The sequence below is a fragment of the Microbacterium sp. NPDC055357 genome (assembly GCF_053644835.1).
The window spans coordinates 18,307-31,029 of sequence record NZ_JBSHLZ010000004.1 but is presented as its reverse complement, the minus strand read 5'-3'; the positions used below and the strand labels follow the sequence as shown (position 1 = coordinate 31,029).

Sequence of the window (12,723 nt, the reverse complement as noted above, 5' to 3'; positions counted from 1 at the left end):
AAGGCGGGTGTCGAGCGTGTACGGCCCTCCAGGTTACTGCGCGGGGCGGATGACGACCAAAAGGTCGCCCGCCTCGACCTGCTGCGTCGCGCCGATCGCGAGTCGCTCGATGACGCCGTCGACGGGAGCCGTGATCGCCGCTTCCATCTTCATCGCCTCGATCGAGGCGAGCGACTGACCGGCCTTGACGGTGTCGCCGACGGTCGCCTTGACCGTCACGACGCCGGCGAACGGCGCGGCCACCTGACCCGGCTTGCTCGTGTCCGCCTTCTCGGCCTGGCGCGTCTCGACCGCGATGCTGCGATCACGGACATATACGGGGCGGAGCTGACCGTTGAGGGTCGTCATGACGGTCCGGATGCCCTTGGCGTCGGCCTCGCCGATTGCCTCGAGACCCACATACAGCTGCACGCCGGGATCGATCTCGGCGACGTGCTCTTCGCCCGGCTTGAGTCCGTAGAGGTAGTCGGGAGTCCCGAGCGCCGACAGGTCGCCGTACGCCTGGCGGTTCTTCTCGAACTCCTTGGCCGGGGCGGGGAAGAGCAGTCGGTTGAGCGTGCGCTGACGCGTCGGGGCGTCGCCCGCGAGTCCCTCGCGCTCTTCGTCCGTGAGGGGAGGCACGCTGATCGACACCTCGCGACCTTCGAGGACCTTGGTGCGGAAGGGCTCGGGCCAGCCGCCGGGCAGATCGCCGAGTTCGCCCGCCATGAACCCGACGACCGAGTCGGGGATGTCGTAGCTCTGCGGGTTCTCGGCGAAATCGGCCGGATCGGCCTTGGCCGCCACGAGAGCGAGAGCGAGGTCGCCCACGACCTTCGACGACGGGGTTACCTTGGGGATGCGGCCGAGAATCCGGTCCGCCGCCGCGTACATGTCCTCGATGAGCTCGAAATCGTCGGCCAGACCCAGCGCGATCGCCTGCTGGCGCAGGTTCGACAGCTGGCCTCCCGGGATCTCGTGGTGGTACACCCGACCCGTCGGCGACGGCAGACCGGACTCGAACGGGCGGTACAGCTGGCGCACGCCCTCCCAGTAGGGCTCGAGATCGCTCACGGCCTGAAGATCGATTCCGGTGTCCCGGTCGGTGTGCGCCAGGGCGGCGACGAGCGACGACAGTGACGGCTGGCTCGTCGTGCCGGACAGCGGCGCGGCAGCGGCGTCGACGGCGTCGACCCCGGCCGCGCTGGCGGCGAGGAGCGTCGCAAGCTGGCCGCCCGCCGTGTCGTGCGTGTGCAGGTGCACCGGCAGGTCGAACCGATCGCGCAGCGCTGTGACGAGCTTGGCCGCCGCGGCGGGACGCAAAAGGCCCGCCATGTCCTTGATCGCCAGCACGTGCGCGCCGGATTCGACGATCTGCTCGGCCAGACGCAGGTAGTAGTCGAGCGTATACAGGCGCTCAGCGGGGTCGAGAAGGTCGGCCGTGTAGCAGACCGCGACTTCGGCGACCGCCGTGCCCGTCTCGAGAACGGCCGCGATCGCGGGGCGCATCTGGTCGACGTCGTTGAGTGCGTCGAAGATGCGGAAGACGTCGACACCGGTCGCGGCGGCCTCGCGCACGAACGCGTCGGTGACCTCGACCGGTCGCGGCGTGTATCCGACCGTGTTGCGTCCGCGCAGCAGCATCTGGATCGGGATGTTGGGGATCGCCTCGCGCACAGCCGCGAGCCGTTCCCACGGGTCCTCGGCGAGGAACCGGAGCGCGACATCGTAGGTCGCGCCGCCCCACGCCTCGACCGACAGCAGCTCGGGTGTCATGCGGGCGACGTGCGGGCCGATGCGCACCAGGTCGCGCGTTCGCACGCGCGTGGCGAGGAGGGACTGGTGGGCGTCGCGGTACGTGGTCTCGGTGACCGCGAGCGGTGTCTGTTCGCGCAGCGCACGGGCGAAGCCCGCGGGGCCCAGGTCGCGTAGGCGCTCGAGCGTTCCGGCCGGTGCCGGGGCGGTGAGGTCGATGTCGGGAAGCTTGCTGCCGGGCGACACGGAGACCGGCTTCTCACCGTACGGCCGGTTGACCGTGACATCGGCGAGCCAATTGATCAGTTTCGTCGCGCGGTCGCGCGACGGGTGGCTCGTGAGCAGCCCCGGACGCTCTTCGATGAACGCCGTGCTGAGGTCGCCCGCGACGAAGGCGTCGTCATCGAGCACTGCGCGCAGGAACGGGATGTTCGTCGCGACACCGCGGATGCGGAACTCCGCCAGCGCGCGTCGCGCGCGGGCGACGGCGGCGGGGAAGTCGCGTCCGCGGCACGTCAGCTTGGCGAGCATCGAATCGAAGTGCGGGCTGATTTGGGATCCCGCGGCCGTGGTACCGCCGTCGAGACGGATGCCGGCGCCACCGGGCGACCGATAGGTGGTGATGCGCCCCGTGTCGGGGCGGAATCCCTGCGACGGATCCTCCGTCGTGATGCGGCACTGCAGCGCCGCACCGCGCAGCACGATGTTGCTCTGCTGCAGACCGAGATCTTCGAGGGTCTCCCCCGCGGCGATCCGGATCTGCGACTGCACGAGGTCGACATCCGTGACCTCTTCCGTCACGGTGTGCTCGACCTGGATGCGGGGGTTCATCTCGATGAAGACATGCTGGCCGGCGCGTTCGCCGGCCGTATCGACGAGGAATTCCACCGTGCCGGCGTTGCTGTAGCCGATGGATTCGGCAAAGGCGACGGCATCCCGGTGGATCCGCGTGCGCAGCTCGTCATCGAGGTTCGGGGCGGGCGCGATTTCGATCACCTTCTGGTGACGACGCTGCACCGAGCAGTCCCGCTCGAACAGGTGCACCGTGTGACCCGTGGCATCCGCGAGGATCTGCACCTCGATGTGGCGCGGGCGTACGACGGCCTGCTCGAGGAAAACCCGGGCGTCACCGAACGCGGCGCCGGCTTCGCGCATCGCCTCGGCGATGGCCGGGGGCAGGTCGCCCGCTGTCTCGACGCGACGCATGCCGCGGCCGCCGCCGCCGGCGACCGCCTTGACGAAGATGGGGAAGCCGATGTCGTCTGCCTGGGCGACGAGTGCGTCGACATCGTCTGACGCGGGGGTGGACTTCAGCACCGGTACGCCCGCGGCGATCGCGTGCTCCTTGGCGGTGACCTTGTTGCCGGCCATCTCGAGCGCCTTCGACGGGGGCCCGATGAACGTGATGCCGTTCTCGGCCGCGCGGGCGGCGAGTTCGGGGTTCTCGGAGAGGAACCCGTAGCCCGGGTAGATCGCGTCCGCACCGGATTCGAGAGCGACGCGGATGATCTCGTCGACGTCGAGATATGCCCGGACGGGGTGACCCTGTTCGCCGATGACGTAGGACTCGTCCGCCTTCTGGCGGTGGAGTGATCCGCGGTCTTCGTAGGGGAAAACCGCGACCGTGCGCGCCCCCAGCTCGTATGCCGCGCGGAACGCCCTGATGGCGATTTCACCGCGGTTGGCGACCAGAATCTTTCGGAACATGTGCACCTCGCAGAGCGGCCACGACGATGGGCCAAGTGTGCTCTCAGCCTAGGGGACGGTAACGTAGTCGCTTGTGCACGTACTCTCGGTGAGCTCCCTCAAGGGCGGCGTCGGCAAGACGACCGTTACACTCGGGCTCGCCTCGGCGGCCTTCGCACGGGGAGTGCGCACTCTCGTGGTCGATCTCGACCCGCAATCCGACGTCTCGACGGGTATGGACATCCAGGTCGCCGGGCGACTCAATGTCGCCGATGTGCTGGCCAATCCCAAGGAGAAGGTCGTTCGTCAGGCGATCACGTCGAGCGGCTGGGCGAAGGTGCACCCCGGCACGATCGACGTGATGATCGGCAGCCCGTCCGCGATCAACTTCGACGGCCCGCATCCGAGCGTCCGCGACGTGTGGAAGCTCGAGGAGGCGCTCGCCACGATCGAGCCCGACTACGATCTCGTGCTCATCGACTGCGCCCCCTCGCTCAACGCGCTCACGCGCACGGCCTGGGCCGCCAGCGACCGCGTCATCGTCGTGACCGAGCCCGGCCTCTTCTCGGTCGCGGCAGCCGATCGCGCCCTGCGCGCGATCGAAGAGATCCGGCGGGGGCTCTCCCCCCGTCTGCAGCCGCTCGGCATCGTCGTGAACCGCGTGCGCCCGCAGTCGATCGAGCACCAGTTCCGCATCAAAGAGCTGCGCGACATGTTCGGTCCGCTCGTGCTTTCGCCGCAATTGCCCGAGCGCACGTCGCTGCAGCAGGCGCAGGGTGCGGCCAAGCCGTTGCACATCTGGCCCGGGGACTCCGCTCAGGAGCTCGCGGCCGACTTCGATGCGCTGCTCGACCGCATCATGCGGACGGGGCGTATCCCCACGCCGACCGCGTGACGCGCTGACGACCCTTCGACAAGCTCAGGGACCGCGTTCCGGCACACTCCAGGGCCCGCCTTCGGCAGGCTCGGGAACCGACGCTTCGGCAGATTCAGGGACCGCTTTCCGGCACGCTCCAGGGCCGGCCGTTCGGCAGGCTCAGGGACCGCCCTCGACAAGTTCAGGGACCGCCTTCCGTTACGCTCCAGGGCCTGCCGTTCGGCAAGCTCAGGGACCGACCCTTCGACAGGCTCAGGGACCGACCCTTCGACAGGCTCAGGGACCGGCCCTTCGACAGGCTCGGGGACCGCCTTCCGTTACGCTCAACGGCCGGCCGTTCGGCAAGCTCAGGGACCGACCCTTCGACACGCTCAGGGACCGCCTTCCGTTACGCTCCAGGGCCGACCCTTCGACAGGGGGCCTGTCAGATAAACGGTGGATCTGATCTGGCGCATGGTTAGTTGATTCGGCCTTCGAACGTGATCGCGAACGCGTTCAGCGCCGGCTTCCACCTCGTCACCCAGCGTGCCCGGCCGCGCCCTGTCGGGTCAAGCGACCGGGTCACGAGGTAGAGGCACTTCAGCGCGGCGGCGTCGTTCGGGAAGTGCCCGCGGGCTCTCACCGCCCTCCGGTAGCGGGCGTTGAGGGACTCGATCGCGTTCGTTGAACAGATGATGCGTCTGATCTCGACGTCGTAGTCCAGGAACGGGATGAACTCCGGCCACGCGTTCTCCCAGAGCTGCCGGATCGCGGGGTACTTCGTGCACCATTTCTCCGCGAACTCCTCGAACCTCGCCCTCGACGCGGGCTCGGACGGCGCCGTGTACACGGGCCTGAGGTCGCGGGCGAGCTCGTCCCAGTGCGCGCGGGACGCGTACTTGAACGTGTTCCGGATCAGGTGGATGATGCACGTCTGCACGGTCGCGAGCGGCCATGCCGTGGTGATCGATTCCGGCAGCCCCTTGAGCCCGTCGCAGACGACGATGCAGACGTCTTCGACGCCCCGGTTTTTGATCTCGGTGAGCACGCCGAGCCAGAACTTCGCGCCCTCGCCGCCGTCGCCGGCCCAGATGCCGAGGATGTCGCGTTCCCCGGCAGTGGTGACGCCGACAGCGACATAGAACGGCTTCTTGCGGACCTGCCCGTCACGGACCTTCACCACGATCGCGTCGATGAACACCACCAGGTAGACGCGATCCAACGGACGGTTGGACCACTCCGTCATCTCCTCGATCACCTTGTCAGTGATCTTCGAGATCGTATCCTTCGACACCGACGCACCATAGACGTCGTCGAAGTGCGCCGCGACCTCACCAGTCGTCAGCCCGCGCGCTGTCAGCGACAGGACGATCTCGTCGATCCCGCCCAACCTGCGTTGCCGCTTGCGGACGATCTTCGGCTGGAACGACCCGTCCCGATCCCGCGGCACCTCGATCTGCACCGCGCCGACCTCGGTGAGCACCGTCTTGGACCGCGTCCCGTTCCGGGCATTCTCACCCGTGCTGGGCTGGTGCTTGTCATACCCGAGGTGCTCGGTCATCTCCGCCTCAAGCGCGGCCTCCAACACCGTCTTCGTCAGACTCCCGAGCAACCCGCCCGGGCCGACCAGGCTGACGCCCTGCTCCTTCGCCTGCGCGAGCAACTGCTCCGCGATCTGCTGCTGATCGATGATCTCTCCCGTCACAGGATCGATCATCTCGATGACATCGGTCATCGCCCTTCCTTTCGGTCAGGCCAGACCAGATCCACCGTTATTCGGACAGTCCCCATCGGAGCCGGCGGTTGCAATGGGTGGCTGCGCCCTGGCGAGCTCCTCCGCGTTCGAGAAGTTCAGGAGCCGAGTGTGGCGGAGTGTGGCGTCTCCTCCGCGAGACCCGCATCGGGTCTGGCAGGAGCGCGGGGCGCGGGCCGGTGAGAAGGGCAAACCGAGCGGAGGCGACGCCTCACGACCCTTCGACAGGCTCAGGGACCGCCCTTCGACAGGCGCAGGGACCACCCTTCGACAGGCTCAGCGCCGGGCCGCTGGCGACGACCCTTCGACAAGCTCAGGGACCGGGGCGGCCAGCGACGCCCTCCGACAAGCTCAGGGACCGGGGCGGCCAGCGACGACCCTCCGACAAGCTCAGGGACCGGGGCGGCCAGCGACGCCCCTCCGACAAGCTCAGGGACCGGGGGCGACCCTTCGGCGAGCTCAGGGACCGCCCTTTGGCAGGGTCAGCGCCGGGCGGCTGGCGACAACCCTTCGGCAGGCTCAGCGCCGGGCGGCTGGCGACGACCCTTCGACAAGCTCAGGGACCGGGGCAGCCGGGGCGATCCTTCGAGGGGCTCAGGGACGAGCCTTCGACGAGGTCAGGCCGTGCGGGCGGCGCGACGCGCGGCGAGCTCGTCTTGGATGTCGGGCACCTGCGGGTCGAACTCGACGAGCGTCGATTCGACTTCGCGCAGCACCTTGCCCACAGCGATGCCGAAGACGCCCTGTCCGCGGCTGACGAGGTCGATGACCTCGTCATTGGACGTGCACAGGTACACCGACGCACCGTCGCTCATGAGGGTCGTACCGGCGAGGTCGCGGATGCCGGCGGCACGCAGCTGATCCACGGCCGTGCGGATCTGCTGAAGCGAGATGCCGGTGTCGAGAAGTCGCTTGACGAGCTTCAGCACGAGGATGTCGCGGAACCCGTACAGACGCTGCGAGCCGGAGCCGGATGCCCCGCGCACGGTCGGCTCGACGAGCTCGGTGCGCGCCCAGTAATCGAGCTGGCGGTAGGTGATTCCCGCTGCGCGTGCCGCGACGGCTCCCTTGTAGCCGGCCTCGTCGTCCATCTGCGGAAGGCCATCGGTGAAGAGGAGGTCGGCGACGAATGTCGGCTCGCCTGCCGTTTCTCGAGCGGTCATACGCTGATCCTCCCCATCGGACTCCTCCACGCTAGATCAGCGCGACGCCCCGAGCAATGACATCCGCTCTGGCGTGTCGCGCCGCGGCTCAACCGAGCAGCCGGTCCAGCGCCGTGCGGACGAAGATGGCGCGCACGTCTTCGAGTCGCTTGGCCAGCTCCGGAGCGACCTCTGCGGCACGGCCGCGCGAACCGGCATCCGTCCGTCGCAGCAGCGGTGCGAGCGCCGACTCGACGAGGGCGACATCGCGCTCCGAGCTCTGGCGCAGGGCCCGAACGTGACGGGGCTCGATGCCGTGACGATCCAGCGCGACGAGTGCGCGCAGCAGCGCGACGGTCTGATCGGTGTAGCTCTCGGAACCTGCGATGATCCCCGTGCTGATCGCGTCGTTGAGCAGCTGGGGGGCGGCTCCGGCCGTCGCGAGGAGCTCTTCGCGGCGGAATCGTCGCGGAGCCGGGACGATCGACGGGACCGACGCCGGCTGCACGGGCTCACGGCCCGCGTCGAGGTCGGCGAGATACTCGCGGATGACGCTGTGCGGCATGAAGTGGTCGCGCTGCAGAGTCAGCGCCAGGCGCAGCCGCTCGACGTCGGCGGGAGAGAATTTGCGGTAGCCCGACTCGGTCCGCGTGGGCGTGATGATGCCCTGCACTTCGAGGAAGCGCAGCTTGCTCGCCGACAGTCCGGGGAATTCGGGGGCGAGTCGCGCAAGCACCTGACCGATGCTGAGCAGACCCGCGGACGTAGACCGTTCGCGGGGGGCGGGAGCCGCCATCAGTCGTCCGCCGCCTGAACCAGGTCGGCGGGTGAGACGAAGAAGTTCAGACGGAACTTGCCGATGCGCACTTCGGCGCCGTTGCGCAGCGTCGCGCGGTCGGCCCGCTCCCCGTTGACATAGGTGCCGTTGAGGGAGCGCTGATCGACGAGCTCGAACGATGTGTCGCTGCGCGTGATCTCGGCGTGCCGACGCGACACCGTGACGTCGTCGAAGAAGATGTCGGCCTCGGGGTGGCGTCCGACGGTGGTCACATCCGTGTCGAGCAGGTAGCGTGCACCCGCCGTGGGACCCGAGCGCACGAGGAAGAGCGCGGCTCCCGAAGGGAGCGCGTCGATCGCATCGAGTTCAGGACCGGACAGGTCACTGCCGAACGGCACGAACGAGAGGTCGGAATCGTGGCCGAACGTCTGCGTCGTATCGTGCGCTCGCTCGGCACCCGCGCCACGGCGGATGTCGTCCGGTTCGGGTCGACGGTTGTCCTCCACGGTGCTCCTCCTTCTGCGCAAAGCCTATCCGATCGGTCCCTCCGTGAAACAGCCGGATCCGCCGATCCGTCGACGGCGATCCGCCGAAGTGTTTCGCAGTGTTTCGCGCGGGATGTCTCGAGCGCTCGGGCGGCCTAACGTGGCTGATCGAACCTACTGACAGGAGCCCACCGTGTCGAGTCCGCACTTTCGCACATCACCCGCCCCGGCGCGTGAGGCTGCGACGTGCATGTGCGCGTTCGACGGTGTCTGCTCCTCGTTCGCCCGAGGCCACGCGCTGCACCTGATCCAGGCGCGCCTCGCATCGGCGACTCCCACCGAGTGGTCCGACGCGATCGTCGAGCAGACGGATGCCGCAGAGGGCACCGTCGTCGTGCGCACGCTCGACGGCGAGGCCATCGAGCTGTGGAACGGCTCCGGCGCGGCCGATGCCGTCGCCGTCGGAACGCCGGTCGCCGTGCACGCGCGCTACGACGTCCTGGCGGTCGGACGCCGTCAGTTCAACGTGCTGCGAGGCTGATTCAGGCCATCGCGTTCTTCATGGCCATGCACGCGTCCATGCACGCCTGACAGGCCTGCGCGCACATCCGGCAGACCTCGCTGGCATCCGCGTGCGACGCGCACTCGTCCATGCACATGCGGCACATCTCGATGCACGCGTCGAGCATCGCCATCATCGCCGTGGCGTTCATCCCCTGCATGCGCAGCATCGAGCGCATCATCGTGTTGCACATGTCGGCGCAGTTCATGCTCGTCGTGGCGCACGACATCAGCTGGGTCGCGCACACCGTGCACGCCTGCTCGCATGCGGCGCACGCGTCCATGCACGCCTGCATGAGGGACATGTCCATCGTGTCCATGCCGGGCATCTTCATCATGTCCTTCGACATGGCATCCATCATCATGGCGTCCATCACGGGCCTCCTCGTCACGGCTGAGGCGGGCGTGGTCCCGCCTTGCCGTCATGCTAAGCGGACAGCGCCCGCACAGTAAGGGGTTGGCTAGGCTCGAACCGTGATGACACAGGTTTCCCACCGCGTCTCCCGCGGTCTCCTCGCCCTCTTCGCGGTGCTGCTGGTCGCGGCATCCGCTCTCATCGCCTCTCCCGCGGCGGCGCACGACCGGCTCATCGGGTCGGATCCCGCCGCCGGCGCGACCGTCGACGAGTCCCCCGCCCAGCTGACGCTCACCTTCAGCGGAGTGATCTCACCCGACGCCGGGGCGTCGGAGGTCCAGGTGACGGATGCCGCGGGCACACAGCTCGCCGGAGACCCGGTCGCCGCCGACAACACCCTCACGGTGCCGCTCGTCGCGCAGGGCGAGGGCGCGGTCACCGTGCTGTGGAAGGTCGTCTCGAGCGACGGCCACCCCATCTCGGGCGAGTACGGCTTCACCGTGGCGGCGGCCGCGCCCGAACCGGCACCGGAGCCGACCGAGACGGCCGAGACGAGCCCCACGACCGAGCCGAGCGCGCCGGTCGAGACCGCGGAGCCGGCCGAGACGGAGACGCCGGTCACCGAGGCCCCCTCGGATGCCGCCGACATGACCCCGTGGATCATCGCGGGCATCGTCGTGCTCCTGGCGGTGGTCGCCGGGATCATCTACCTCGTCGCCTCGCGAGCCCGTCGCGCGAAGGCCGCTCAGGCCGACTCCGCGAACACCTCCGAGCGTTAGGCTGGAACACATGCCTCACTACGACGTCGTCATCCTCGGCGCGGGCCCCGGCGGCTACGTCGCGGCCGTCCGCAGCGCTCAGCTCGGCCTCTCGGTCGCGATCATCGAAGAGAAGTACTGGGGCGGTGTCTGCCTCAACGTGGGATGCATCCCCTCGAAGGCACTCCTGCGCAATGCCGACCTGGCGCACACCTTCACCCACAAGGCCGAGCTGTTCGGCATCTCGGGCGACGTGCACTTCGACTTCGGCACCGCGTGGGATCGCAGCCGCAAGGTCGCCGACACGCACGTCAAGGGCATCCACTTCTTGATGAAGAAGAACAAGGTGACCGAGTACGAAGGCCGCGGATCGTTCACCGGGCCGAAGGCGATCACGGTCACGACGTCCGACGGCGCGACCGAGGAGATCACGTTCGACAACGCGATCATCGCGACCGGATCGACCGTCCGTCTGCTGCCCGGCGTCACCCTGAGCGACAACGTCGTGACCTATGAGGAGCAGATCCTCACGCGCGACCTGCCGTCGTCGATCGTCGTCGTCGGCGCCGGCGCGATCGGCATGGAGTTCGCGTTCGTTCTCGCCAACTACGGCGTCAAGGTCACGATCATCGAATTCCTCGACCGTGCGCTGCCCAATGAGGACGCCGACGTCTCGAAGGAGATCGCGCGCCAGTACAAGAAGCTCGGCGTCGACATCCTCACCTCGACCAAGGTCGAGACCGTCGTCGACGCGGGCGACAAGGTCACCGTCACCTACACGGGCAAGGACGGCGCGCAGGGCTCGATCGAGGCCGACAAGGTGCTCATGTCGATCGGCTTCGCCGCCCGGGTCGAGGGCTTCGGGCTCGAGAACACCGGTGTCAAGCTCACCGAGCGCGGCGCGATCGACATCGACGATCACATGCGCACCTCGGTCCCCCACATCTACGCGATCGGCGACGTCACGGCCAAGCTGCAGCTCGCACACGTCGCCGAGGCGCAGGCCGTCGTCGCGGCCGAGACGATCGGCAAGGCCGAGACGATGACGCTCGGCGACTACCGGATGATGCCGCGCGCCACGTTCTGCTCACCGCAGGTCGCGTCGTTCGGACTGACCGAAGAGCAGGCCCGTGCCGCCGGCCACGAGATCAAGGTCGCGAAGTTCCCGTTCTCGGCCAACGGCAAGGCGAACGGCCTCGGCGAGCCCGTCGGCTTCGTCAAGCTCATCGCCGACGCCGAGCACCTCGAGCTGCTCGGCGGCCACATGATCGGCCCCGATGTGTCCGAGCTTCTTCCCGAGCTGACGCTCGCACAGAAGTGGGACCTGACGGCGCTCGAGGCGGCACGCAACGTGCACACGCACCCGACGCTGTCCGAGGCCGTTCAGGAGGCCTTCCACGGCCTCGCCGGTCACATGATCAATATGTGACGCGACCCGGATCAATGCTGCGCAGCAGCGTTGATGCGGGTCGGGTCAGATCGAGTAGCCGGCGCAGCCGGCGTATCGAGATCTTCACCCGGATCAATGCTGCGCAGCAGCGTTGATGCGGGTCGGGTCAGATCGAGTAGCCGGCGCAGCCGGCGTATCGAGATCTTCACCCGGATCAATGCTGCGCAGCAGCGTTGACGCGGGTCGGGTCAGATCGAGTAGCCGGCGCAGCCGGCGTATCGAGATCTTCACCCGGGTCGAAGGGCCCGGCTTTGCCGGGCCCTTCTCCGTGTCACTCCCCGAGGGCCCTCGCGAGTTTCGATGCGGATGCCGCGGGCACACCGCCGACGGCGCTGATCGCCGATCCGGCGGCGGCGAACAGCGCCGCCCGCGCGTCGGCGTCGGTCGATGCGGCGGGTCCGAGCTCGACCTCCCATTCGCGCCAGCGGCGCACCGTGCCGGAGCGTTCGTCGGTCGCCACGACGCGGTCGTCGACGAACTCGGCCACGATGCCGCCCTCTTCGTCGAGCAGGAGATACGGCGTCCGGGTGTTGAGGATCCGCGCGATGAGCTGCAGCGGCGCCTCCGTCACCGCCGCGACGGCGGAGCGCACAGCCGACGGCACGACGTCGTCGTCGGGGCCCAGCGGCCAGCCGAGCTCGACCCGTGCGAGCCCTTCCCGCGGGCCCTTCAGATGCCACCCGGCATCCGGACCGCCCGTGCGCCGACGCACGGCGACACCCGCGCGTGCGAGTTCGAGCCCTGTGCTGTCGAAGTACCGGGCGTCCAGGTCACGACGCGGTGCCTCCTCGACACGCGCGATTCCCGGCACGCCCTCCCACTCGGGCAGCGGCGCGGCGTCGTCGACGTCGAACGTCAGCTCGATCTCGACCGAGCGGATCGGCTCGTCGGGATCAGTCGTCCCGGCCATCGGGATCGGGGTCGATGTCCTCGGTCGCCTCGACGTACACGAAACGGACCTCGGTGGGACCGTCGTCGTCGCCCGTGTGCGTCTCGTCGCCCTCGCGGCGATAGATGAGCTGCCCCTCACCATAGGGGGCGATGTACGTGTCGGTGACGCCCTCCTCGAGCGGAAGGATCTGCCCGTCGAGCGGGCCGCCATGCAGTCTCGCAAGTGCCATGGCCCGAGCCTACCCCCGCATCCCCCGGTCGATCCGGCCGCGCG

Annotated in this window: 12 protein-coding genes; 4 read left to right on the top strand and 8 right to left on the bottom strand. The window is 68.5% G+C overall.

Features of this window, described 5'->3' with window-relative positions:
- Positions 1–33 precede the first annotated feature (33 nt).
- Complete coding sequence (locus tag ACWICD_RS07100) at positions 34–3,441, bottom strand: pyruvate carboxylase (protein WP_376126156.1); 3,408 nt, start codon at positions 3,439–3,441, stop codon at positions 34–36.
- 73 nt (positions 3,442–3,514) lie between these two features.
- Here ACWICD_RS07100 and ACWICD_RS07095 point away from each other — a divergent pair, with 73 nt between their 5' ends.
- The gene (locus ACWICD_RS07095) at positions 3,515–4,315 is read left to right on the top strand and encodes a ParA family protein (protein WP_376126153.1); all 801 of its coding nucleotides are present in this window, start codon (positions 3,515–3,517) and stop codon (positions 4,313–4,315) included.
- A 439-nt stretch (positions 4,316–4,754) separates the two neighbouring features.
- Here the strand turns inward: ACWICD_RS07095 and ACWICD_RS07090 are convergent, their stop codons facing one another.
- The 4 genes from ACWICD_RS07090 to ACWICD_RS07075 form a co-directional block, all read right to left on the bottom strand.
- Complete coding sequence (locus tag ACWICD_RS07090; protein WP_454139900.1) at positions 4,755–5,993, bottom strand: IS256 family transposase; 1,239 nt, start codon at positions 5,991–5,993, stop codon at positions 4,755–4,757.
- 653 nt (positions 5,994–6,646) lie between these two features.
- Entirely contained in the window at positions 6,647–7,192 is a 546-nt protein-coding gene (locus tag ACWICD_RS07085; protein ID WP_376126147.1) for a MerR family transcriptional regulator, read from the bottom strand.
- 88 nt (positions 7,193–7,280) lie between these two features.
- Positions 7,281–7,967 (bottom strand): transcriptional regulator FtsR, encoded by a 687-nt coding sequence (gene ftsR / locus ACWICD_RS07080; RefSeq protein WP_376126144.1) that lies wholly within the window; start codon positions 7,965–7,967, stop codon positions 7,281–7,283.
- A complete protein-coding gene (locus tag ACWICD_RS07075; protein ID WP_376126141.1) occupies positions 7,967–8,455 on the bottom strand; it encodes an FHA domain-containing protein in 489 nt (162 codons plus the stop codon). The genes ftsR and ACWICD_RS07075 overlap by 1 nt, the downstream gene beginning before the upstream one ends.
- A gap of 229 nt (positions 8,456–8,684) precedes the next feature.
- Between ACWICD_RS07075 and ACWICD_RS07070 the strand changes: the two genes are divergently transcribed.
- Positions 8,685–8,975 (top strand): hypothetical protein, encoded by a 291-nt coding sequence (locus ACWICD_RS07070; protein ID WP_376126139.1) that lies wholly within the window; start codon positions 8,685–8,687, stop codon positions 8,973–8,975.
- A gap of 1 nt (position 8,976) precedes the next feature.
- On the opposite strand, the gene ACWICD_RS07065 is transcribed toward ACWICD_RS07070, so the two are convergent.
- Positions 8,977–9,369 (bottom strand): hypothetical protein, encoded by a 393-nt coding sequence (locus ACWICD_RS07065; RefSeq protein WP_376126136.1) that lies wholly within the window; start codon positions 9,367–9,369, stop codon positions 8,977–8,979.
- A gap of 103 nt (positions 9,370–9,472) precedes the next feature.
- Between ACWICD_RS07065 and ACWICD_RS07060 the strand changes: the two genes are divergently transcribed.
- Both ACWICD_RS07060 and lpdA read left to right on the top strand, forming a co-directional pair.
- Positions 9,473–10,129, top strand: a complete 657-nt coding sequence (locus tag ACWICD_RS07060) for a copper resistance protein CopC (RefSeq protein ID WP_454139899.1) — start codon at positions 9,473–9,475, stop codon at positions 10,127–10,129.
- Positions 10,130–10,139: 10 nt separating this feature from the next.
- Positions 10,140–11,537: a dihydrolipoyl dehydrogenase gene (lpdA, locus tag ACWICD_RS07055; protein ID WP_376126133.1), complete on the top strand. Its 1,398-nt coding sequence runs from the start codon at positions 10,140–10,142 to the stop codon at positions 11,535–11,537.
- 292 nt (positions 11,538–11,829) lie between these two features.
- Here the strand turns inward: lpdA and ACWICD_RS07050 are convergent, their stop codons facing one another.
- Both ACWICD_RS07050 and ACWICD_RS07045 read right to left on the bottom strand, forming a co-directional pair.
- A complete protein-coding gene (locus ACWICD_RS07050) occupies positions 11,830–12,468 on the bottom strand; it encodes a CYTH domain-containing protein (protein WP_376128096.1) in 639 nt (212 codons plus the stop codon).
- Positions 12,452–12,679: a response regulator gene (locus tag ACWICD_RS07045; RefSeq protein ID WP_376128098.1), complete on the bottom strand. Its 228-nt coding sequence runs from the start codon at positions 12,677–12,679 to the stop codon at positions 12,452–12,454. The genes ACWICD_RS07050 and ACWICD_RS07045 overlap by 17 nt, the downstream gene beginning before the upstream one ends.
- Between the last annotated feature and the right edge of the window lie 44 nt (positions 12,680–12,723).